Source organism: Tepidibacillus infernus (assembly GCF_048898065.1).
GTDB lineage: Bacteria > Bacillota > Bacilli > Tepidibacillales > Tepidibacillaceae > Tepidibacillus_B > Tepidibacillus_B infernus.
In genome coordinates, this window is record NZ_JBLWFI010000001.1 from 352281 (window position 1) to 376647 (window position 24367).

The 24367-nt window shown below is 36.3% G+C and carries 22 protein-coding genes and 1 CRISPR repeat array (1 of these 23 running past the window's edge); of the genes, 15 read left to right on the forward strand and 7 right to left on the reverse strand.

Annotated features, from left to right (window positions below):
- The first annotated feature begins 86 nt into the window (after positions 1 to 86).
- From TEPIDINF_RS01755 to TEPIDINF_RS01780, 6 genes are all read left to right on the forward strand, one after another.
- Entirely contained in the window at positions 87 to 665 is a 579-nt protein-coding gene (locus tag TEPIDINF_RS01755) for a BofC C-terminal domain-containing protein (protein WP_068723145.1), read from the forward strand.
- 53 nt (positions 666 to 718) lie between these two features.
- A complete protein-coding gene (ruvC, locus tag TEPIDINF_RS01760) occupies positions 719 to 1252 on the forward strand; it encodes a crossover junction endodeoxyribonuclease RuvC (RefSeq protein WP_399167561.1) in 534 nt (177 codons plus the stop codon).
- Positions 1249 to 1869 (forward strand): Holliday junction branch migration protein RuvA, encoded by a 621-nt coding sequence (gene ruvA, locus TEPIDINF_RS01765; RefSeq protein WP_068723149.1) that lies wholly within the window; start codon positions 1249 to 1251, stop codon positions 1867 to 1869. Before ruvC ends, ruvA begins: the two co-directional genes overlap by 4 nt.
- A 12-nt stretch (positions 1870 to 1881) precedes the next feature.
- Positions 1882 to 2892, forward strand: a complete 1011-nt coding sequence (ruvB, locus tag TEPIDINF_RS01770) for a Holliday junction branch migration DNA helicase RuvB (RefSeq protein WP_068723151.1) — start codon at positions 1882 to 1884, stop codon at positions 2890 to 2892.
- Positions 2876 to 3094: a DUF2905 domain-containing protein gene (locus TEPIDINF_RS01775; RefSeq protein WP_068723153.1), complete on the forward strand. Its 219-nt coding sequence runs from the start codon at positions 2876 to 2878 to the stop codon at positions 3092 to 3094. The genes ruvB and TEPIDINF_RS01775 overlap by 17 nt, the downstream gene beginning before the upstream one ends.
- Before the next feature lie 290 nt (positions 3095 to 3384).
- Positions 3385 to 3954, forward strand: coding sequence for a DedA family protein (locus TEPIDINF_RS01780; protein ID WP_068723155.1), 570 nt, complete (start codon positions 3385 to 3387; stop codon positions 3952 to 3954).
- A gap of 4 nt (positions 3955 to 3958) precedes the next feature.
- On the opposite strand, the gene TEPIDINF_RS01785 is transcribed toward TEPIDINF_RS01780, so the two are convergent.
- A complete protein-coding gene (locus TEPIDINF_RS01785) occupies positions 3959 to 4414 on the reverse strand; it encodes a YaiI/YqxD family protein (protein ID WP_201024128.1) in 456 nt (151 codons plus the stop codon).
- Positions 4415 to 4534: 120 nt separating this feature from the next.
- Between TEPIDINF_RS01785 and TEPIDINF_RS01790 the strand changes: the two genes are divergently transcribed.
- On the forward strand, positions 4535 to 5059 hold the full coding sequence (locus TEPIDINF_RS01790) for a DUF3794 domain-containing protein (protein ID WP_068723157.1): 525 nt from the start codon (positions 4535 to 4537) through the stop codon (positions 5057 to 5059).
- Here TEPIDINF_RS01790 and TEPIDINF_RS01795 read toward each other — a convergent pair whose 3' ends face one another.
- The 5 genes from TEPIDINF_RS01795 to TEPIDINF_RS01815 form a co-directional block, all read right to left on the reverse strand.
- Positions 5060 to 5548 carry a DUF3794 domain-containing protein gene (locus TEPIDINF_RS01795; protein ID WP_068723159.1) on the reverse strand — a complete coding sequence of 163 codons (489 nt, stop codon included), beginning with the start codon at positions 5546 to 5548 and terminating at the stop codon, positions 5060 to 5062. It abuts the gene before it with no gap.
- Between the two features lie 134 nt (positions 5549 to 5682).
- Positions 5683 to 6456 carry a patatin-like phospholipase family protein gene (locus TEPIDINF_RS01800; RefSeq protein WP_068723161.1) on the reverse strand — a complete coding sequence of 258 codons (774 nt, stop codon included), beginning with the start codon at positions 6454 to 6456 and terminating at the stop codon, positions 5683 to 5685.
- Between the two features lie 59 nt (positions 6457 to 6515).
- Positions 6516 to 8030, reverse strand: a complete 1515-nt coding sequence (locus TEPIDINF_RS01805) for a hypothetical protein (protein WP_421691243.1) — start codon at positions 8028 to 8030, stop codon at positions 6516 to 6518.
- A 58-nt stretch (positions 8031 to 8088) separates the two neighbouring features.
- Positions 8089 to 10203 (reverse strand): efflux RND transporter permease subunit, encoded by a 2115-nt coding sequence (locus TEPIDINF_RS01810; protein WP_201024129.1) that lies wholly within the window; start codon positions 10201 to 10203, stop codon positions 8089 to 8091.
- 150 nt (positions 10204 to 10353) lie between these two features.
- Complete coding sequence (locus TEPIDINF_RS01815) at positions 10354 to 11031, reverse strand: Lrp/AsnC family transcriptional regulator (RefSeq protein WP_421691244.1); 678 nt, start codon at positions 11029 to 11031, stop codon at positions 10354 to 10356.
- A 392-nt stretch (positions 11032 to 11423) separates the two neighbouring features.
- Here TEPIDINF_RS01815 and cas6 point away from each other — a divergent pair, with 392 nt between their 5' ends.
- The 4 genes from cas6 to cas5b are packed head-to-tail and all read left to right on the forward strand — an operon-like array spanning position 11424 to position 16131.
- Positions 11424 to 12170, forward strand: a complete 747-nt coding sequence (gene cas6 / locus TEPIDINF_RS01820) for a CRISPR-associated endoribonuclease Cas6 (protein WP_421691245.1) — start codon at positions 11424 to 11426, stop codon at positions 12168 to 12170.
- A 22-nt stretch (positions 12171 to 12192) separates the two neighbouring features.
- Positions 12193 to 14265 carry a TM1802 family CRISPR-associated protein gene (locus tag TEPIDINF_RS01825; RefSeq protein ID WP_421691246.1) on the forward strand — a complete coding sequence of 691 codons (2073 nt, stop codon included), beginning with the start codon at positions 12193 to 12195 and terminating at the stop codon, positions 14263 to 14265.
- Positions 14266 to 14299: 34 nt separating this feature from the next.
- On the forward strand, positions 14300 to 15355 hold the full coding sequence (locus tag TEPIDINF_RS01830) for a CRISPR-associated protein (RefSeq protein WP_421691247.1): 1056 nt from the start codon (positions 14300 to 14302) through the stop codon (positions 15353 to 15355).
- Positions 15356 to 15369: 14 nt separating this feature from the next.
- Positions 15370 to 16131 carry a type I-B CRISPR-associated protein Cas5b gene (cas5b, locus tag TEPIDINF_RS01835; RefSeq protein WP_421691248.1) on the forward strand — a complete coding sequence of 254 codons (762 nt, stop codon included), beginning with the start codon at positions 15370 to 15372 and terminating at the stop codon, positions 16129 to 16131.
- Between the two features lie 227 nt (positions 16132 to 16358).
- On the opposite strand, the gene TEPIDINF_RS01840 is transcribed toward cas5b, so the two are convergent.
- Positions 16359 to 17594, reverse strand: coding sequence for an IS110 family RNA-guided transposase (locus TEPIDINF_RS01840; RefSeq protein WP_068727898.1), 1236 nt, complete (start codon positions 17592 to 17594; stop codon positions 16359 to 16361).
- Positions 17595 to 18209: 615 nt separating this feature from the next.
- Between TEPIDINF_RS01840 and cas3 the strand changes: the two genes are divergently transcribed.
- The 4 genes from cas3 to cas2 are packed head-to-tail and all read left to right on the forward strand — an operon-like array spanning position 18210 to position 22517.
- Complete coding sequence (gene cas3, locus TEPIDINF_RS01845; protein ID WP_421691249.1) at positions 18210 to 20696, forward strand: CRISPR-associated helicase Cas3'; 2487 nt, start codon at positions 18210 to 18212, stop codon at positions 20694 to 20696.
- On the forward strand, positions 20690 to 21199 hold the full coding sequence (gene cas4, locus TEPIDINF_RS01850) for a CRISPR-associated protein Cas4 (protein ID WP_421691250.1): 510 nt from the start codon (positions 20690 to 20692) through the stop codon (positions 21197 to 21199). Before cas3 ends, cas4 begins: the two co-directional genes overlap by 7 nt.
- Positions 21200 to 21221: 22 nt before the next feature.
- Complete coding sequence (gene cas1b / locus TEPIDINF_RS01855; protein WP_421691251.1) at positions 21222 to 22214, forward strand: type I-B CRISPR-associated endonuclease Cas1b; 993 nt, start codon at positions 21222 to 21224, stop codon at positions 22212 to 22214.
- 39 nt (positions 22215 to 22253) lie between these two features.
- Entirely contained in the window at positions 22254 to 22517 is a 264-nt protein-coding gene (gene cas2, locus TEPIDINF_RS01860) for a CRISPR-associated endonuclease Cas2 (RefSeq protein WP_421691252.1), read from the forward strand.
- Positions 22518 to 22693: 176 nt separating this feature from the next.
- Positions 22694 to 24367: direct repeats of the CRISPR family, unit length 30 nt; unit sequence GTTATTAGACTACCTATAAGGAATTGAAAC (it continues 1426 nt past the right edge of the window).

A 24367-nucleotide genomic window follows, 5' to 3' on the forward strand; every position in this document is an offset into this window, starting at 1 on the left:
TTTTCTAATTACATTCACATTGTAGGTATAAACTCCTTATTTTTTGGTTATGAATAAAAAAAAGACCAAAAAAGGAGTTTTTTTCTATGTTTTTCGGGAATCATAAAACAAAATATTCATATTTGATTACATTACTTCTTATTGCATTGGCCATTGGCTTTTATCCTCTTTTAACTGAAAAGGGTGAAGAACCAAACAGTGATGCAACTGAACCACTGGCTCAAGAGGTAACCTCACCGATTAACACAAAACTAGTGATGGTCACTCACTATGTTGTAGGTGAAGATTTGGTAGAAACGAAAAATGAAAGTTATACTTCACTCACAGAATTAGAACAAAAATATGCTGGTTGGAAAATCATTGCAAAAACAGATCAGGAAATCAAGATGGAGAGGTACCTTGAAGATTTATCGCCAAAGATTAAGAATGGTGCTTATTTTGGTCTAAGCCCAGATGGTTATTTTACCTTATATCAAGGTACTCCAAATGAGAATGAAGTGATCGAAACTTTTTTCCGAATTGATATTGATAGTTTGGAAAGTGCGCTTCCTTCTGAACCGATCGAACAATTACATCAAGGAATTCCAATTCGAGATTTAGCAGAATATAATAGTATTTTATCGACCTACAGTGAATTTTCAATGGATGATAACGAAAGCCGCTAATAAGTGGCTTTTTTTGTTTGCTTTTTTCTGATATAATCAGCATATGAAAATATATGTTCGTATACATTTATGGGGGAAATAGTGTGATTATATTAGGTTTTGACCCAGGAATTGCGATCGTCGGCTTTGGTGTGATCAAAAAAGAGGGAAATCAGATTCGTCCTCTTCAATATGGTAGTATCCAAACCAAAGCAGGTTTAGATACAGGAATTCGTTTAAAACAGGTTTATGATGCAGCAAAAGAAATTATTCAGAACTATCAACCAGAGGCTGTTTCGATTGAAAAACTATATTTTAATAAAAACGTAACGACAGCTTTTACAGTTGGCCAAGCTAGAGGTGTTCTTATGCTTGCTGCCGTGGAAGCAAATCTTCCAATTTTTGAGTATACACCATTACAAATAAAACAAGCGATTGTTGGATATGGGAGAGCAGAAAAGAAACAGATACAAGAAATGGTTAGGATGTATCTTAGTCTAAAGGAAGTACCTAAGCCAGATGATGTAGCCGATGCTTTGGCTATTGCCATCTGCCATGTTCATTCTGCAAAAATGACAGCAATCATCAATAAGGGGAATAGCAAATGATCGATTTTATTCAAGGAATTTTGGTTGGAATTGAAGAGGATTACATTGTAATCAATGTGAATGGGATTGGCTATCAAATCTTTGTCCCTCGCCCTGAAAGCTATCAAGCTTTGTTAAACCAAGATTGCTTCGTACATACTCATCATTATTTTCGTGAAGATTGGATGGGATTATTTGGTTTTCAAGAAAAAGAAGAACGTTATTTATTTCGCCTATTGTTAAGTGTTTCTGGGATTGGCCCTAAAGGCGCACTAGCGATGATAGGTCAAGGCAATCCAAATCAGGTGATTCAGGCTATTGCTACAGAAGATGAGAAAACCTTAACCAAAATGCCTGGAGTAGGAAAGAAAACCGCCCAAAGAATCATTCTAGATTTAAAGGATAAAGTCAAGGGATTAACCTTTAAAGGAATGCCATCTGCTAAAATAGAAGAAGAAAATCTAAAGGTGGTTAGCGAATTACAGGCAGGATCTGAATTGATAGAAGCCTTGAAATCGCTTGGCTATCATGATCAAGAGATTCAAAAAGCAGTAAAAGCTTTGCAAGATTCGATTGAAAGTGGCCAATCTCTTGACCGCCTGATTAAGCAAGCATTGATCATATTGATGAGGGAATAGGAGGAAAGGGCAATGGAGGATCGCGTTATTTCATCACAAATGTTGTCAGAAGATCAAACCGTAGAATTTAGCCTACGTCCTCGTTTTTTATCTGAATATATTGGGCAAACTAGAGCAAAGGAAAACTTAAAGATCTTTATTGAGGCTGCCAAATTGCGCAATGAACCCCTTGACCATGTACTATTGTATGGACCGCCTGGACTTGGAAAAACAACGTTATCTAATATTATTGCTAATGAAATGGGAGTAGGTATTCGCACTACTTCGGGTCCTGCCATTGAACGCCCAGGGGATCTAGCAGCGATTTTAACCAATCTCCAAGAAGGAGACGTTCTATTTATCGATGAAATTCATCGTCTAAACCGTAGTGTAGAAGAGGTTTTATACCCGGCGATGGAGGATTTTGCGCTAGATATTATTATCGGTAAAGGACCCAGTGCAAGATCTGTGCGATTAGATCTACCTAAGTTTACTTTAGTAGGTGCAACCACCAGAGCAGGTCTATTGTCTTCTCCACTTCGTGATCGTTTTGGGGTAGTAAGTCGTTTAGAATATTATACGGTAGAGGAATTAAGCTATATCGTCACGAGGGCTGCTGATTTACTAGATGTGCAAATAGTAGGAGATGCAGCCAAAGAGATTGCTTTGCGTTCAAGAGGAACACCAAGGGTAGCCAATCGCTTATTAAAACGAGTTCGAGACTTTGCACAAGTAGTGGCTGATGGGATGATTACAGAAGAAGTAGCCAAATCATCCTTAGAACAAATTCAAGTAGACCGTTTGGGTTTAGACCATATCGACCATAAACTACTCACCACCATCATTGATAATTTCAAAGGTGGTCCTGTTGGCTTAGATACATTAGCCGCATCGATTGGTGAAGAGTCAAATACGATTGAAGATGTGTATGAACCTTATTTGATGCAGATTGGTTTTCTGCAACGAACACCTAGAGGGAGAATGGTAACCAACGCAGCGTATCATCATTTAGGAAGGAGTATTCCTGATGAATCCAATGTCTAAATTGTTCATTAGTCTTGGAATTCTATTGATTGTAATCGGAGTGATCTGGCAATTTGGTGGTCGATTCTTGTCATTGGGCAGGTTGCCAGGAGATATTGTGATTAAAAAAGAAAACTTCAGCTTTTATTTTCCGGTAATGACTAGTATTGTGTTGAGTCTAGTGTTGTCAGGAATTATGTGGTTGTTAAGGTGGTTTAAGTAGGAAAACAAGGGAATCTTATCATCCTTCCTGCTAAAAATTCATATGATGCGATTCGCCGTCAAGTGCCCGTATCCAATTCTATTAGAAATGGAAGAGTGATCGCGCAAACACAGCCTAGTGAAACTCATCTCTTTTTAAATAATCAGAAGGAACATTCAGAAATAAAATCCCTGTTCAAATATTATTACATTACATTTAATAGGTAAAAATTGGCCAAAATAATTGAGATAAATAAGTAAGAATATAATGAAATCAAATATGATGTTAGAATCATCGATTGGGGAATAAACATGCTACAAACTATCATGAATTATCTCAATGACATTGGAATGATTGGCCTATTTATAGCCATGTTTATTAAAGGTTCAACTCTTCCATTACCATCTCTCATTTTCATTGTTAGCTATGGATACCTTTTAAACCCAACCAAACAAGAGATGATTTGGCTGGCTATAGGGATGAGTTTAACCTTTACCGTTGCTAGTTATATACCCTATATGATCGGTTTTAAATTAGAACAAAAAATTCAAAAGAAATTTAGTAAACAGCTGGCGAAAGCAAAGTTTTGGTTTAAGCGCTATGGGGAATGGAGTATTTGTCTTACACGTCCATTTACGATAGGAATGTATATTTCTTATGTTGCAGGGATTGGGAAAGTTCCCTATTGGCGCTATACCATACTCACATTTACAGGGATTATTCCATGGAGTTTTTTTATTCTCTTTTTGAGCAAAGTATTTAGAGGAAATTTGTCAATGATTGTGATGACGTTGCGTAACTATTCATTGCCAATAGGTTTTATAATTCTGGTTCTTCTGGTGATCTATTTTTTTCTTAGCAAACACAGAACGAAGGGATGATGTTTCACTTTATCATAAAATAAACTCGTTGAACTAGTTTGCGAAATTCAAATTCAAATAGATGATTTGCACCTTTGGAACGTTTTTTTGGTCCAGAGGTTTTTATTCCCGCTCTTCGTGATTTTTGTGAGAGATAGCGTTCAAATAGGAGTTGATCTAAGTTATCAGCTTGAAATAAGAACCCATTAGGATGCATGGCAAAAGCCTGCTTCGCTAATACCATGGTAGCAACGCCATAATCTTGCGTGATCACAATATCATTTGCTTTGACATATTGGACGAGCTTCATATCAACTGAATCTCTTCCTTTATCAACGGTGATGACTTTGGAATAACCATCATCAATCAAATGACTCGTATCGGCAAACATTATAACCGGTAAATGAAATTCTTTTGCTACATTTACAATTTCTTTTTTTACAGGCATTGCATCAGCATCTACTAAAATTTTTATCGTCATGAATTTGTTTCCTCTCAACCTTTCCCTAGCTAAACCAAATTAAAAATAGACTGTTTCATTATATCTTCTTTCTTTCAAAAACATAAAATAAATTACATGCGATAGAGGGAGGTGTTAAAATTGGCACAGAGAGATTTTGTTCAAATTATTGGAATTACGGATCCTAGTGAATTTCCAGTTATCGGCCCATTAAACCCCAATAATGAAATAGCAATTCAAGAGAGATTAACCATTCCTGAAGCTAAACCTAATGTAGAACAAATCATTTCTGTTTTAGTCGAGGCAATAGTAACGGATAACCGAACAATACTAACCCCTACTGGAGTTAAAGTCATCGTAGAAGGTATATTGAGACAAAAAGTTGTCTACACAGCGGGTGTGCCTGAACAATCTGTTCATTCATCCCATTATGAACATCCGTTCTGTACATTCATTAATATACCACTAGTGATTCCTGCAGGATCTACCGTTGAGCAATTACTAACTTCATTAGGACTTTCACTCAAAGATATACTAGCAGGACCAGTAAATGTAATTATTGAAAACGTTGAAGTGAATCTTCTTGATCCACGCACTATTAATAAATGTGTAACATTGTTTGTTTGGACTACGCTAAATACACTTTTACAAACGGTACTAAAATAATTATTCTTCCTCTTCATCGTAATGAGGAGGAGGAAGATAATGATCAAATTCTATGATTGCACATAAAACTTTGCTTACTTGAATATTTCTTAAATCGTGGTGGAAAACATGAATATCTTCCACCACAATTTTTATTTTTAATTGTTTTAAATCCTCATTCACTTCGTTATCAATTATGATCATTTCACAAAAATGAATCTCATTATTAAAGGAATGCACGGATTGTTCAGGTGTTGCAGCAGTATACACAAATATTTGTTTCACTACACCATCAATTATAATTTTTTTATTATACGGTGTTTTTATTAATCTTTTATTAATGATTTTAACAATAGACATAACTTTGAGAATTTGTTCAATATCAGGTTTTTGCTCTGGTACATTTATTTTTTCATTAAGTGTAAACTGCTTAAAACAAATTGGTGTTTCAGGATAATCCTCGGAATTAGCAATCCCAACATAATTGATCATATCGCGAAAGATATTCATGTTAAACAGTTCACCTCCAATATAGGCTACAATAATATATGCAAGTCAACACTAGATTATGAATATTTTTTTATGTTGAATATCTTCTTTCGATACTAAGAAAATTTTTCATCATCATAACCTCCATTTAAGACTTATTTTAACAATGAGATCACTTCATGAATTTTATTATGAGCTTCTCGTTCTCCTGCTTCTATACATTCACGAATTTTCCCAATGTCAAACGCAAAAATATGTCCAACTTCTGGTCGAATCACTACATCCGCATATTTAAGATTCGCTCGTCGTTGTTCTGTTGTCATGATCGTATATGCCCGATAAATGACTTCCAAAAGATTACTAGGTTCTTGTTCTTCATGTTCTTTTTCAACATCAACGGCAACAACAACGTCTACACCAGCTGCACGCAATAAATCTGCTGGGAGGTTATTCAAAACTCCCCCGTCCACCAACACCATATCTTTATAATGAACAGGGGAAAAAACGCCTGGCACTGATGTAGTCGCCCGTATCGCCAAAACCAGACTATCTTTGTCAAAAACAAAAATATTTCCTTTAATTAAATCTACAGATACAGCCCGAAAGGGAATCTTCAGGTCTTCAATTTTCAAATCTCCAAGTCCTTTTTGTTCCAATAATTGAATAAGTATTGAGTAAATTTTGTTTCCGGCAAAAATTCCACGTTTTAAAATTCCAATATCGATTAACCGATAGGATGGAGTTGAAAGTACAAATTCCTCAATTTCTTCAATATCTATTCCCGCAGCAACCAATCCACCAATGGCACCACCCATACTGGTACCTATAATAAAATCAAGCGGAATTTGATGCTGTTTAAAAACTTTTAACACTCCTATATGAGATAAGCCGCGTATCGCTCCACCCCCTAATGAGATTCCCACTTTCATGCTGATTCTTTCCTTTCGTTACTAAAAATTTGTTGATCTTTTATTATTATGCAAAATGCTTAAAATAAATTTGTAAAAAATTTGATGATTTTATCAAAGAATGAGGTACTTTCCACTTTCTTATTCTCCGTTGTTCCAATTGTTTTTTGCTCTGGTGATCCTTTTGTTTGTCCTTTCTTTATCGCATCTGTTTTTAAGATAAACCGTACTTCACCATTTGCTCCCTCTGGTTTACCAAGAAATGTATTATATTGTTCAGCAGCTGCTATGGATTGATCCAAAATTGCTTCTCCTTCATACAGTTTATCCAATCCAGTGATCAATCCATTCTTCATTTCAGCGACTCCACCCGACAATTTCGTGATTCCAGTTCCAAAATTAAGAATCCCTTTCTCCAATTGATCTGCACCAGTCGCTAACTGATCAGCCCCAGCTCTTGATTGATTTAATCCTTCATTCATCGTATTTAAACCAGGAAATGGTTGTCCTTGCAACATTCCTCCATTAGCTAGTACCGTTAACATTTGTTGCTCTCCTTGAACCGCTTGAAGAAGCATCTGTAAACTTTGATCTTCTGGTTTTTGTGCAGCTAATTGTTGTGCTATAGCAAGAATTTGCTGATTCGTATCGAGCGACTGCTTCAAAAGGGCAGTTTGCGCCTGATTTACTTGAATCAGTTGATCAATCCCTTGTGATAGTCCATTTAAACCATTCTTTAACTGACGATGACCATTTGCTAATTGAGTCGCCCCATTGCCAAATTGCTCTAACGCGGTAGAAATTTGTTGAACACCACTAGTTAATTGTTCCAATTGTCCTTTTACTGGCACTTCTGGTACTGAAGGGAGTTTTGGAATGAGAGTAATCGTTATAGGTTCAAATTCAATATCTGTCCCCTTCATTTCAAGTGTTATCGTTTCTTCAGGATTAGGTACAACCATCCAAGTCGCATTCAGCTGTTTTCCTGTCATCACAGTGATGGCATCCCCAAGTTTCATATCTGTAAAATGATCACTTGGAATATTAATAGATACAAGGGACAACATTGGTGTCACCAAATCTGTCTTTACGCTTTGCTTTGCTCCATTGTATCCTTGATAGGTTATCGTTTTATTTTGTTTAAGAAGATTTTTTAACTTTACTTCAATTTTAACCGTACCGTTTTTCCCCGCGATGGAGGCAGCATCCATTTTTTGCCCATCTAGATAATAGCTAATGGATACATCAACCGGGAGTTGTTGGTTGGTTTCACCAGAATAATAAATAGACTTTTCGCCATTAACTTGAGTATTCCAGATAATTTGTCCATCCTGTATCGAAGGTTTCTCTGTACCACTTACATTTTTAAGATTTTTTAACTGTCCTATATCCTTCACGGTTACATTTCCATTTCCCTTTAATTGCAACCAATCGACAACAATCGATTTCTTCACTGTACCATCAGGATTAAGCAAACTATAAACTGTTTCTCGATCGGTCACATCTGTTGGAGATGCAGCAAAAGTTCCAGTTACGGGCGTTAAGAAAATGATAGAAGCCGTTAATACAGGGATTGCTTTTTTTATCACTTTCATTTTCATTTCTCCTCTCCATATATGTTGATTTCACAAAAACCGTTGCCGATTCAAATCATTATTTTGCTAAATCAATAGATTCTACTGTTCTCTTTTGTTGCTTTTCCATTTTTATTTTTGGCCAGCCAAGCGTTAGTTTTGATGTAAATGTTTCTAATGTAAGCAATACGGCTGGTAACAAGATAAGAATGACAGCTAAAGAAATAATCGCACCACGAGCAATCATAAATGTTAAGTCCCTCAGTAAACTAATGTCAGAGAATATATAAATTCCAATCACTGCAGCAAATAAAGCAAGAGCGCTACTTAAGATTGCTTTTCCACTCGCTTTTAAAGCCCGATACATCGCTTCTACCTTTGATAAATTTTCTAATTCCTCTTTATAACGGGTCACTAGCAAAATGGCATAGTTGATCGTACTTCCAAGTTGAATCGCACCGATGGCGAATGAACCGATAAACGGCATCGAGCGTCCAAGGTAAAAATCAAGTCCTTGGTTAAAATAGATGGCTAACTCAATTCCACCCACCAATATCACCGGCAATGCAATCGAGCGAAGGGCTAAAGCAATGATTAATAATACGGCCACTATAGAAATCAAATCTACTTTTTTAATGTCATCTTGTACAGTTTTTGTTAGATCGTTTTGTAACACCGATTGACCTGTGAGATAGATATGACCTTCATAGGGTTTAATCATGTTATTGATCTGTTGAATCGCCTGAGTGGTTCGTTCGTCATACGATCCATACTCCATTTGTACCAACATATAAATGTAATTGTCCCTCATAAACATCGTTTTTAAATTTTCAGGAATAAATTCTGAAGGAATCGTTGGATCTGCAAACGTATCATAGCTAATTACCTTCTTGATCCCATCCATATTCTCAACTTGTTTTTTTATAGTGATCCGATCTTGATCAGAAAGAGTCTGATCCATAACCAAGAAAGCCGAATCAGTAGATGGGAAATCTTTTTTAATAACATCCAGATTCTTAATTGAATCTAAACTCTTTGGCATAAGTTGATCGATATCATAAATAACATTGACGTTTTTCAACCCAATGACTGCTGGAATAAACAATAGCAAAAAGACGACAAATATCACTTTATATTTACGAGTCACCACTTGGGCCAATCGTTGAAAACTAGGGATAAACACAGGATGTTGCACTTTTTGAATCCACTTATCAAATACTAAGATTAATGACGGCAATAATGTCAAAATCAATAAAACGCTAAATATTACACCTCTTGCCATTGTAATCCCTAAATCTTGACCAATCCCTAATGCCATTGGAACCATGGCAAGGAAACCAGCTACTGCTGTTGCCGAACTCGTCAAAATAGCCAATGCTGTACGTTTAATCGCAACGATCATCGCTTCATTCTTTTCTTTATTCTTACGTTCTTCTTCATATCGATGAACGAGAAAAATGGAAAAATCCATTGTCACCCCTAGTTGCAAGGCTCCAGCAATCGCCGCAGTGATATATGACATTGAACTACCAACATAATATGGGAAGCCTAAGTTGTAGATGATAGAAACCCCAATTGAGAAAAGAATAAGAATAGGGATGATAAACGACGGCAATGTCAATCCCAAAAGCACCAAAATAAATCCAATTCCTGATGCCGAATAAACAAACATTTCACTTTCAAGCAGTTGACGTAGTTCGGTTAGCATAGGTGGAGTACCCGCAAAGTATACATTTGGCCCTAGAATTTTTTTAATTTCTTGTACAGAATGATAGGTTTTTTCCGACGCAGCTTCTTGTTGAAATTGAATCTGCATCATTGTGCTATCATTAGCGTAAAATTGATTAACCAAATCTTCTGGTAAAAATTCACGAGGTAAAGTAAGATCAGCCAAATCGGTAATCCAGTTGACCGTTTCCACGCCATCTACTTTTTCTATTTTTTCTTTTAAATTTTCCACTTCTACATCTGTTTTATTTTTCACCATCAATATACCTGTACCGCCATATCCAAACGTTTTATTCATAATGTTTTGGCCTTGTACAGAAGGAAGGTTTTCTGGAAGATAAGCAAAAATATCATAATTGATTGGTGTTCTCATCATTCCAATCAAGGCAGGAAATACAAGGATGATAGAAAAGAGAATAATAAATAGTTTACTTTTCACTACGAATTTCCCAAAAGCTTCAAGCATAGAAATCACCTACCCTAAGAAATAAAATTTTTAGCTTTTTCAAACACTACCGTATACCACCTCCTCTGATTGATCTTTCAATAAAAACAAAAATAACACAAAAGACCAAAAAAATAATCTAGTAAATGGTCAAGTAATATACCTTGACCATTAAGCAAGAGCTTCATTTAGAAAATGAGAGAGCATTCTCTTCTCATCCTCAGAAAGGTCATTGATCGTTTTTAGAAACTTTACGACCAAATCAGTAGTTTCAATGCCTATTTCATGATTCATTGTTTGGATGATTGTACCAACCACCGTTCCGACAAACATAGTGACTCCCATTTCATTTGTTGGAGCATTTTGAACCATACTTTTGATTAATGACTCGATTTCTCCCCCTATATTTTTAAGATAAACAAGAAAAAGTCCAATAATATATGCACAAAATGATATTTGAACCTGAACTTTTGAAATTTCTTCTAACATCTTTTCAATCGTAGTACGAAAACTATAATGGTGCTTATTATTCAAAAATTCATAGATGCTCTTTTTAATTTTATTCCATTCCTCTTGAGATATGTTATCAGAATGTTTAAAATCAAATAGATTTGTAGCCTTTGCTGATGGTTGAAAGACAACTTGGGATCGCCCTTTTTCACCAGGATTCACTGAATAACCACGGATGAGATAGCCATTTTTTTCGAGTTCCATCATCATATCGTATGCCGTCCTTTTATTGACACCTATCACTTTAGCTAATGTCTCATAATGAACAGGGACATTTGTTTTTTTGTAAAGATCGATTATTTTTTGCAGAAATTGCTTTCGGCGTCCAGACAAAATCATTTCATCTCACCCCAAAAAACCAAAATATACTTCATTGAAATTTTAATTGAATCCAAACTGATTGTCAATTTTATGATAGGAATCTTATCTAAAAGAAGGATATTTTCATTGAAATATAGAAAATTATAGAAAAGAATAATGAATAGCATTACACGTTACTGTTTTTATCTTACTTAAGTAGAATTGAAATGCGTACCAATAACCGTATATGTATCAGAGCTATATGTTTGCTACTGGTTTTGTTGGTTATAGCTTCATATAGTGATATGTAGTTAAAGGTATTACTCGATAAAATTAAAAGAACTAAAATTTTTTAGAATTCTTAAATAAATAGAAGGGTAAAGATAATAAGATGGAGAATATTTTCTTAGGAGTTGAGAAGGAGGGGAATAATGCGTTTTACAATTACACTATCGGGAAGTAATTCGCACATTATTTTACCAGTACATCATAACGCTCTCATTCAATCTGCGATTTATCATAATCTTAGCCCACAATTATCAAATTTTCTACACAATAGTGGATTCATCATTGATAATCGTCAATTCAAATTGTTTGCTTTTTCTCGTATTTTGGGAAAATACAAAATATTACGACATGAGCAAAAGATTCAATTTGAAAACGCTATTAGATTAATCATTACTTCTCCAGTACACGAATTTGTTCATGACATAACACAAATTTTATTAAAGGATGGATTTCGTATAGGGAATCAATTATTGAAAGTAGAATCACTTGATATTGATATCCCTATGGTTGATCAAGATGAACTTCTCATTCAAACGCTTTCACCTGTCGTAGCTTATTCCACAATGAATCGACCAGATGGACGAAGATATACTGCATATTTTGAACCGCGAGAAGAAGATTTTAAAACAATTGTTATTCAAAACCTATTACGGAAAGGGAAAATACTTTATGGAGAAGACTACCCATTTACAGAAACAACCTTTAAGCCAATCGGTCAACATAAACAAAATGTAATAAAATACATAAAAAAATGTCATGAAACCATTATTAAAGGATATTCGGGTCGCTTTATTTTAAAAGGGGATCGGAAAATATTACAGACGGCTATTGATGTGGGTCTAGGATCAAAGAATTCGATGGGATGCGGATTAGTGGAGATAATAAAGTAGTTTAATAAAGTGGGGTGAGAAGATGAATTTACCACAAATAACAGCCTATATCGGTGCAAAACAAAGGCGTAATCAACAGCCACTAGATTCAAGAATTAAGACACCTAAGCTGAATTTAAAGGAAAATGAACAGGCCTATATTCTTTTTATGACCTTCGATTTGGATCGCAATCAGATTTTTTTTGATGATCCATTGCCCTATAATGAGCAGCAGCCTAAGGCATTTAACTATTTTGGCAATAATCCTGGTGCCTCGTCTCAAAGTTATGTAGTGCGTGAAGTAGGCTCTCTTTATTATCTATTAACTACTGTATGGAATGATTTGTTTATCTCGCTTAAACAACAGAGTATGGAGGAGTGTGAGCTAGCACAACTGATTCTAGAGTTGCAGGAGAACTCTCTTGTTACTTTAGGAGATAAGTTAGGAGAGGGTAATGTTCAATTAGAACGAATCTATTTTCCGCCTAGTAAAGAGACAAGTATTGAAATAAACAAAGAGAAGAAAGCTATCATTCTAAATGGAAAAGAGTACAAGGGCGATGCATTCATTCAGTATCTTCGTGAGGATGATCATAAACGAAATAAATATCTCTTAATTATTCCAAGAGTTCATAAAAATGGTGAGAAAACGATCATCTCTCAGCATCCAGATTATATTCAATTTGTAATGAGAAAAAATAAAATTGGAGTGTCAGTTACAAAAGTTAATAAAGTTACCCATGAACAAGAAGAGCGAGTTTGCTATCTTTGCCATGCGAAAAAGGCAGATGTCTCCATTAAGAACTCAACTAAGTTTAGTCTATCTGGCATTAATAAATTTTTCACAACAACTACAATCAATTCATCTCGTTATCATAAAAGTGGAACAAACTATGATGATGTTTACTCATTTTGTGGAGAATGTTATCAAGATCTGTTAGCTGGGGAAAATGCGATAGAGCAGCGCCTGGTGGGAAGGATTGCTCGTGAACGTGTTTTTATTCTACCAGAAGGTCTGTTAGATTCCTTTGACTATGATTACATAACCAAAATTAAAGATCATATAGACTTTGCTTTTAAAAGTAAAGATGCGGAAGAATGGCTGAAGAATGTTGAGGCAGAAAGCAAAGAGATGGAACAGAGCCAATATATTGTTCATTTTATCGTCTATCGAACGGATGGCAAATCAGTGACTCTATTGGATTCGTTTGAAGATGTTCCTGTGTCTCGTTTTCTATTGTTGAATCGTATGTTTAGTAGTTTTGCTCATCAAATCAAACCTCACATCAAAGGATTCTCATTGGGCAGTATTTATCACATCATCCCAGTTCGAGAATCAGATAAAGGTCAAGTAGATGTTGGACGAGTACTCTCAATGTATAAAGCGATCTTATCAGGCTATTTGGTTGAGCGTGAAACGATCTATGCTTATGCATCTGAGGCGCTCGATAAGGGAATGCGACAGCTTTCCAAGAATAGAATAGATAACTATAAAAATCTTAAATTCGATTTTTATCATAAAAATGAACTGGAAAATTTTTTTATTAAGAGAATTGTGATGAGCTATCTCGTATTTATGCAGACTTTACAAGCATTAAACATTTTAAATAAACCATTCTTTCAAAAGAGCGATAAGGAGGGTGAGAAGATGAATGAAGCAAACAACAATTCAAAATATTTAAGTAGTATCAATGAAATGGAGAACTTTATTGCTCAGCAAGGGTTTACAAGTGAAGCAAAAGCTCTCTTTTTCCTTGGTACATTGCTGCATCGTGTTGCTGTAGCTCAGTATCAAAAGGAACACAAAACTAAGCCAATCTTAAAGAAGATCCAATTCCAAGGGATGGATCAACACGAAATTCTAAGACTATATAAAGAAATTATTGAGAAATTACGGCAGTATAACAAAATGACGCTTTTCTCTGAACATCTAATGAATCGCTATCATCATTATCATGGAGTATTACGTAAAGACTGGCCCTTAAGTGATCATGCCAATGTATTTTATATTATGGCTGGCTATGCTTATATGGTAGGAAATATGGCACCAGACCTATCCAAAGCCGAAATTGCATCAATTGAAGCTGAATCAGATATTGAGTCTATTGAAGAATAAAACGCATTATGCGATATAAGGAGGAATAATTAAGATGGTTGTTAAACAAAATAGCGATTTTATTTTTGCATTTGAAGCTGTGATGACCAATCCCAATGGCGACCCGGATCAGGAGAACAAGCCGCGTATGGATTATGAGACGTCAACTGTATTAGTTAGTGATGCTCGACGTAAACGCGACATCCGTGACTTTCTGAAAGAAAAGGGTTTTCCAATTTTTGTTGATACGTTGGCAGATAAGAAGGTGCCAATGGATAAGATGTTTGAAGAAGTTTATAACCAATGGCTAGGTGATCAGACACAATTAGATGAATTGCTAGATGGGGATGATCAACTAGCTCAACTGTGGAAGGAATTGGAGTTAGATGGTATAAAAACTTATGCAGAATTAAGTGAGAAAATTAAAAAGGATAAAAAGAAAAAGGAGTTAATCTCTGATGTTAACAATCTCTTTTTAACCCAGATAATTAAAAAATCTCTAATCGACATCCGTCTTTTTGGTAGTGCAATGGCGGTGGGTGATGTTACACGAACATATACAGGATCTGTTCAGATCACATGGGGGTATTCCCTGCATCCAGCCGAACTGGTCAAATCAAATACAATCACCTCGATCATGAATGATGATTCTTCTACATTTGGTAAGAAGCATAAACTTTACTATGCTTTAGTTGCTCATTATGGAACGGTTAATAAATTTAGTGCACGTAATACTGGAATGACGGAAGAAGACCGTGATTTATTCCGCAAATCGCTTGTTCAAGGAATGATGGCGAATCAGACCGATAGCAAACAGGGACAGGCTCCTCTCTTCTACCTAGAAGTGATCTATAATCCTAACTTTGACGGCTACTTAGGAGATCTTCGCCGTTTTCTAAAAGTGTCAGAGCAGTATGAACAAAAAGCCATTCGCAGCCTTCAAGACCTGTATGTCGATTTTCACGAATTAACAAAGGTGATTGACGAGATGAAGGTTCGGGGCTATATTGATCAAGTCATCGGCTGGTTCCATCCCTATGCCAATAAGGAGCATTTGCTCAATATTCCAGAGTATGAAGTGGTTGATCTTTGGGCTCCAGTCACTAACTAAGATGGAGGGTTACAATGAAACTCCTAACATTTCGTTTACAAGGTAAAATGGCACACTTTCGTCGTTATTACTCCAATTCTTCTGCACTTACCTATTCCATTCCGCCTAGGACAACGATAACTGGAATAATAGCTGGCTTACTAGGTTATGAGCGAGATACCTATTATGATCTTTTCTCTCTCGATAAATGTAAGATTGCAGTTGCCAATCGAGCACCAATCAAGAAACAGGTTCAAAAGATGAACTTACTTATGGTTAAGAGTCTAAATGACTTTAACGGATCAAAGGAGCATCATAGCCAGACGCCGACGGAGTATATTTTACCTCAGAATATTCGCTCTGGAATTATCGACTATCAAGTCTGGATGTATCATCAAGATAAGGAAGTAATGGAGAAATTGAGTCAACTTTTTCAAAGCACTCGGTATGGTTATTCCAGTTATGGTATTTCTCTGGCACTTGGATCAGCCTCACATCTTGGCTGGTTGCAGTTTGAAGGCGAGTTAGAAGGGGAAGAAGAGTCTGCTTCAAGGAGTATTGAGCTTTCTTCTGTAGTTCCTGCCAAAAATATAACAAGATTGGAGATGACATATACAGCTGACTCTAGTTATCGCCTGATAAAAGAAGACATACCGCTCGAGTTTGATCAGAATCGTAGACTAACAGAGATGGGTAAGGGCGATATGGTTATCAATCTATTATCAAATCCAATTAAGGCGGAAGTAGCAAAGCATGTGAAGTTAAGCAATGGGAATCATATTACATGGATGGAATAAATCGAATTGGCATCGGTTTTGGAATGCTTCCGATGCCTTTGTCGTATAAAGCCCAGCGGTAATATGTCAAGCACAAAAAAATAAAGAATTGGAAATTATTTTGGGATAGAAGTAAAAATCCCTTAAAAAAGGGTATACCAAATAGCCCTCACCTAATTACCAATTTTTGTTATTGAAATTTTGCTTGTGAGGCTCTGCTCGAAGGATGTGAAATAATCGAAAGTTGATTAATTTCTCCTTTCTGGTGGTGTGTACAATTGATTGGTGCTTAGTAGCGAATACACCAATCGTACCAATTTTCTAGCAGTAAGGACGAGTGCTCTTTTGTGTTGATGTTTAGGGACTTCGTTATATTTCTTTTGGTAAAACGCTCTGTATTCGGAATCATGTTGACGAACTTTATCAGCTGCCTGTATCAAATAGTATCGTAGATACTTGTTTCCAGAATTTAATCGATTCGTATCATCCGATTCGAATTCACCAGATTGATACTGACTCCATCTAAGGCCAGCGTAACTAGCTAAAGCATGATGATTTTTAAATCGTTTGATGTCGCCAATCTCAGCAATAAGACCAGCTGCATAAACATCCCCAACCCCTTTTATTGAGGTTAACGTCTGTGGGATGCCTTTCATGAGTTTGGCAATTTCACGATCAAGCCGTTTCACTTCGGATTCCATATGTCTAATTACACTTAAAGAAACGGAAAGTGAAATGTTGACTGGATCGGCCATTGCTTTATTTAGACGATATGATGAGCGAGCAAGTTTTTGAAGATACTTTGCAATTTCTTCCGGATTTTCGAAGCGATTTTTTCCCTTCTCTTGAAGAAATTGAATGAGTTCTTCCATGGACATTTGGGTAATTTGTTCAGGCTCTAGTTCTTCAATAACCGCTAAACTTGTGGATCCAAACATATTAGAAAAGGGATTATCCTGACGAAGTCCACTAAATTTTAAGAAGACTTGGTTAAGGAAGTAAATTTTATCCCTTGTAATATTTTGCATCAAATGAAATCGGGTTCTTGTCAAACGCTGCAAGGCTTCATACTGAATCGTATCTTTCATTTCCATAGGCAGTCGTCCGAAACGCAGGTGGTCTGCGATAACCCAGGCATCAATGCGGTCGTTCTTAACTAGAGTGTCATACCCTTTTTTAAAACGAGCCACTTTACGCGCATTTAAGACGTATACATGTGATTGAAAGGAAGGTTCGTATCCCTTTAGTTGTTCTCGTAGATAGTGAGCAAGATGCCAACCAAGGTTTGAGGTGGCCTCCATTCCAATCTGGAACAAGTTTAGCTTCTTTTTTTTCGCTGTTTCTAATATTCTTTGGATCAGGGTGTCTGCCCCATTTTGATCATTAGGAACAGAAAAAGAAGCTAATGAATCTCCGTCTCCGTCCATGAATTGAACATGGTGAGATTTTAAGCTTACGTCTATACCAACTAGCATTTTCGACATAGAATCACCTCCTGATAGTAGTTAATCAAGCAAATCTTAGACCTGGGTGCCCATGGGAATCATCTAGAACAACCTCGTCATCAGCACTCATTTCCATATAGAAGTCAATCAGGGTGCTACTCCCCCTTCTAAGTGGAAGGCGCAACCAGCGGTTAGAAAATTCAATGATGAGTCATGGGTAGCAGGCTTAAAAAGCAGTACACAAAAGTTGCCCGCAAGGAGTGAAAGAAACTTCCTAAGAAAAGCTTGTCGACACCATTGTCCCATGAGCAGGCCAAAGATTCTATAAAAAATGACGGAGTAAAGTGCTGGAGCCTCCTCCATTCTTCGTCATTCTCGATATTCAGTTTTAAAGGTACAACAAATAAACGTAAGAGGGCTGTCCCCCTACAGATTAGAACAACATATTATTCAATTTACTTAATTTAATTACTCGCCTCTGGCTTCCCCACCAGTTGGGGTAAGACAAGGGGGTAAAACAATTTTATTTTTGATGAGGAAGCCGAAAGGCTTATCATAAACCCTATAGGAATCTAGAGTGATTTCAGAGGATCCGGATCGACTGGAAATTCTTCTAGAAGGAGCTCTTACTACTAATATACGAGGAGTGATAAAATGAGTTATTACGCCCATTATTATCCAGATAAAGGGATCAAACAAGCTCTAAATCAGCATTTACTTTCGGTAGTAGATATGACTGCGAAAAGTACCTCCTCTTCTGTCCGTTTCTGTGATCTAAGCGATATGGAGTTAAACGAAGTGATTCGCTTAGAAAGCTTGTTACATGATTTCGGGAAGTATACGATGTATTTTCAACAATATCTTCTCGATGGGATCAGTTCAGATTTAAAGAGTCATGCGCATATATCGGCTTGCTTCCTTCATCCATGGATGCTTGATTCCCTCCCAAAGGGATTGGAGAGAAAGAATCGGTATTCTTGGGCATTCTTAACCTATCTATCTGTCCGCATGCATCATGGCAATCTTACACTAAAGGGTTTATTTGATAGCGATGATATGTGGGAGAGATTAGAGGAGCAGTCTCAGAACTTAATAGCACAGGGTAAAGAGATTTACCAGGACCTCGGATTGGAGAAAATGATTAGCTACGAGCAATTCTTAAATTATTTACAGATCGAGAATTTGCGCAATGAAGAAAGGAACTTCTTATCCGTACCTATATATCTTCAAAATGGACGATTTTCAGACGTACAGTGGTATTTTGTTCTGATCTATCTTTTTTCTACACTAATTGATGCAGATAAACTAGATTCTGTGGGATTAGAGAGAACATTTGTCAAAACAGTATCACCGCAACGTGTTATTACATTTCTACAGAGTAAGCATAAAGATGGAGGCAAAACTGACCTTAACGATCAACGGAACAAGGCGCGAGAGAGTATACAATCTGTAATCAAGAATCTAACGAAAGATGAGGTAAAGTCCCAACGCTTCTTTACTTTAACTGCCCCCACTGGAATTGGAAAGACACTTTCTGCACTTCAATGTGCTCTTGATTTACAAGAGCGTATTCAGCTTGAAGAGGGATATATACCGCGTATAATCACTGCTATTCCTTTTATTAATATTATTGAGCAAACGGAAGTAGATTATAGAGGCGTTTTTGGTCACGAAGTAAAACTGATCACACACCATCGCTTTACTGATTTTTCATCTGCGAATGTGGAAAGCAATGAGGAGAGGTCACTTGATCAAAGTCTATTGGAAGTAGAATCTTGGGAAGCAGATGTGGTTTTAACTACCTTTGTGCAACTCTTTCAATCGTTATTAACGGGTGAGAATCGATTGCTTAAGAAGATAAATAAGCTTGCGGGAAGTATTGTGATCCTAGATGAAATCCAGGCGATTCCAGAGGAATATATGCCATTAATCGGGGCATTGCTACGCAAGATATCTCAATTCTATGGAACTCGTTTTATCTTAATGACTGCAACACAGCCGAAACTATTAGAATTGGGAGACCTTCTATTAGAGACGAGTGAGCCACGTCCAGTTGAATTACTCACAGATCATGAAGAATATTTTAAAGGCTTGAAACGGACTAAATTTGTTCCATTGATAAACGAAACGCATAGCAGTGAATCGTTTGTTTCCTTGATTTTAGAGGTCTGGAAACAAAGTGAATCTGCATTGATTGTTGTGAATACGATAAAGCGAAGTATCGACATCTTTAACAAACTAAAAGAGAAAAAAGTATCGGGAGAGATAGCAACTAATGTTGAGATCTATTATCTATCGACCAATATCATTCCCAAACAGAGAAAAACTGTTATCGATTTAGTAAAAAAGAGATTAAAAGAAAAAATTCCGGTAGTTTTGGTCTCAACACAAACAATCGAGGCAGGGGTTGATCTCGATTTTGATCTTGGCTTTCGTGATCTGGCACCGATAGAATCGATCATTCAAACAGCAGGACGAATCAATCGAGAAGGAAAGAAAGGAGATTTTAAACCGCTTTATATTTTGAAAATTGAAAAAGATCATGAATACGTCTACATGTCCCATCACTTAGATCGAACGGAAAAAATATTAGGCGATCAAGAACAGATACCTGAAATTGAATATCGTAGCTTAGTCAAATCATATTATAAAGAGTTGATGTTAGGCGGGGTATCGGATAAGTCAAGAACTCTTTGGCAGGAAGGAGTGGTTCTACTTGATTTTGATAAGCTAAAAGAGTTCCAACTTATTAAAGATATTGGTCAAGTAGTGGATCTATATGTTGAATTACCTGACGATCATGAATCTACATTACTGGCTGACTCATATAAAGAAATTATGAAAAACGAATGGGCACCTAATGCGATCTTTAAAGTAATTGACGAATCAATTATCAAGAGCATGGGGAATCCGCCAACATTTTTTGAACGGAAAGCGCTATTGCGCATCCTGTTAACAAAGATGGGTAAATATATGATCCAAGTAAGAGTACAGCGTGCTAAAGAGAATAGACCCATAGAATTTATAACCCGTAATGGAGTGGAAGCCTCATTTTACTGGATTCCTCCAGATCAATTATCCCAATACTATGATATGGAGACAGGGTTTAAAGAGGGAGAGCGGGGTGGTTACTTTTGTTAGAATTCTTATCTATAAAAGTTACCGGAACTCACATTAATAGCTATTATATATGTCCGCGTCAAACATGGCTTGTCGCCCATCATTTAATTGGTAATCAAGAGGATGAGAACCTCGATTATGGTCGTTTTTTACAAGATAATGTTTATGAGCGAGAGAAAAAGGAGATTACCATAGGACATTTGAAAATCGATGTAATGAAATCAAAGGATGGGGAGTTGGTAATTGGTGAAGTAAAGAAAAGCTCAGCCTCGTTAGAAACGGCACGCATCCAACTTCTATTCTATCTGTATGAACTAAGAAAGATTGGAATTGAAGCGGCAGGTGAACTTCTTTTTCCAGAGGAACGCCGAAAGGAAAGAGTAGTTTTGGATGATCTGTTCATAAGAAAGATTGAGCAGTTAAAAACGGAGATTGCAGAACTGATTCAACAAGAATTACCGCCACCACCCAAGAAAGTTAAATGGTGTAGAAATTGTTCTTATCGCGAAATGTGCTGGGCGTAATTTAAAGTAAGAGGGTGATATAGTGAAAAAGAGCCAATATATATTTAGCACAGGAACCATATTTCGTAAAGATAATACACTCTGCTTTGAGTCGGAGAAAGGGAAGAGATATTTTCCAGTTGAAGATATCAAAGAGATTTTTCTATTTGGAGAGGTAGATTTTAATAAGCGGTTTTTAGAGTTTATTTCGCAGAAAGAGATATTACTTCATATTTTTAATCATTATGGATACTATATGGGGACTTTTTATCCGCGTGAACATTTGAATTCTGGCTATATGATCTTACAACAAACGCAAGCTTATCTGGATGAAAAGAGGCGTAAGGAGATTGCGTTCAAATTTGTCCAAGGATCAATGGATAATATGCATCAAGTGTTACGTTACTATAATAATCGAGGTACTGAGCTTGAAGATATTCTTGATCAGTTAAATACTTTTCAAGATAGGCTTCTGACCTGTGAAACGATTGAACAGATGATGGCAATTGAAGGCAATTATCGTGAACAATATTATCTAGCCTTTGATCGGATAATCGATCAAGATCATTTCGTATTTGAAGGACGTTCGCGTCAACCTCCTCTTAATCGACTTAATGCTCTTATTAGCTTTGGCAATTCAATGGTATATTCGATCGTCTTAAGTGAAATATACAAAACGCATCTCGATCCCCGCATTGGCTATCTACATACCACCAACTTCAGGGGATTTACTCTTCATTTAGATATTGCTGAGATTTTCAAACCAATACTTGTTGATCGCGTTATTTTTACTTTGCTAGGCAAAAAGATGATCACTGCAAAAGATTTTGAGAAAAAGTTAGAAGGAATAATACTTAATGAGAAAGGAAGAAGGACTTTTTTGGAAGAGCTAGAAAAGAGGTTGGCGACAACAATCAAACATCGAGAATTAGGACGTGAAGTTTCTTATCGTAGGCTAATCCGCATGGAAGCTTACAAGTTACAAAAACATATCATGGGTGAGAAAGAGTATATTCCATATGTGTCTCGATGGTAGTTATTAATACGTGATCGATTCTTGGATGGTGATATTTAGGTGTTTGTGATTTTAGTATATGATATAGGTGTGAAGCGTGTTGCTAGAGTTCTAAAAACTTCTCGTAAATACTTAACCTGGGTGCAAAACTCCGTTTTAGAGGGGGATATTAGCGAGGTGAACTTTAAGAAGCTAAAAACAGAGTTACTTGCTGTGGTCGATAAAGATGAGGACTCCATCATCTTTTACACATTTCGTACGAAAAATTACTCAAAGCGAGAGGAATATGGGATAAAAAAGGGTGGAGAGGAGATGTTCTTATAATCAGTGAGCGTACAGTTCAATAATTTGCTCATGTCGTCGAACGGGAGTAGTGCAAAAAAGCCCGTAGATCGACTAAAGCACATTTCTAGGTATATTAAGGGTATTGTTAAAGTAAAATGATGTTTAGTATAATGTGCATATGATATGAAAAACTTTATTTTTTGCGGATAAAATGGGTTATTAGACTACCTATAAGGAATTGAAACTACATATATGTTATTTTATATTCCAATCCTTCAAATTGTTATTAGACTACCTATAAGGAATTGAAACCAGATTCAATCACTCTTGCTTTTGCCACCGTTTTCTCGTTATTAGACTACCTATAAGGAATTGAAACCCACCTTCCATTTATCCCCTTTTGAAACAAAAAGGGGTTATTAGACTACCTATAAGGAATTGAAACTTAAAATCCAAACGTCTAAAATGAAAATCTAGTACAAGTTATTAGACTACCTATAAGGAATTGAAACCGGCAATACTCGGCACGGTCTGGAACCAGCTCAATCAGTTATTAGACTACCTATAAGGAATTGAAACATGCAACCTAAATATATAGCTTTTCCGTTCCAAACTTGTTATTAGACTACCTATAAGGAATTGAAACAGGTCCCAATCTGTCGCACTAGATGTTTCCGCACTAGTTATTAGACTACCTATAAGGAATTGAAACCGATAAGTGATAATGATATATGGTTGTGTTTGGATTGTTATTAGACTACCTATAAGGAATTGAAACACTGCTCTATTACGTATTTCTGCTATTTTTTGTTTTGGTTATTAGACTACCTATAAGGAATTGAAACTCCTATATTGCTTTGCATATTTATTGTTACCATGTGTGTTATTAGACTACCTATAAGGAATTGAAACTGCCATCTGGTCATAATAATGATGACAATTGCACCAGTTATTAGACTACCTATAAGGAATTGAAACACCTCATTCAAGTTTCTTCTTCCTTTTTGAGCGAAAGTTATTAGACTACCTATAAGGAATTGAAACAAATCATCAATATAGAAGTACTCATCTCCTTCGTAGAGTTATTAGACTACCTATAAGGAATTGAAACGCGAGCTTTATGCACATTTGGCCGAAACTGTGATAACGTTATTAGACTACCTATAAGGAATTGAAACCTCATTTGAGTGACTTTTTATTATAGCGAAAGTAGGTGTTATTAGACTACCTATAAGGAATTGAAACTCGATAAAGACAACTGAGAAATACCTCCACGTTACCAGTTATTAGACTACCTATAAGGAATTGAAACAAATATCCCTTTTTATACCAGGATGGGTAATCTTCGGTTATTAGACTACCTATAAGGAATTGAAACTAGTCCACTCGACTGCTATCTAGCCGGTAAGGTGTCAGTTATTAGACTACCTATAAGGAATTGAAACTCGTTCCAAGCCCTGATGTCGTCGTTTCCGTCTTTGGTTATTAGACTACCTATAAGGAATTGAAACTCACCATCGCGCAAAGGCGTTTTGAGATTGGCCGGGAGTTATTAGACTACCTATAAGGAATTGAAACTTTTAAAGTATTTCAAACTAAAATGGGCAAAATATGGGTTATTAGACTACCTATAAGGAATTGAAACATCGTTACGTTAGCATTACTTTTTATAGTAGGCAGCGTTATTAGACTACCTATAAGGAATTGAAACCCCGGCTTGTTCTGTAATATCGGGGGAGGTAGGTAAGCGTTATTAGACTACCTATAAGGAATTGAAACTTCCCAAGCGGCTTTGGAATGCCAAGTCTTACTGTGTTATTAGACTACCTATAAGGAATTGAAACAGGACTTGTTGAGCCCAGATAGCTGCCAAGGCAAACTCGTTATTA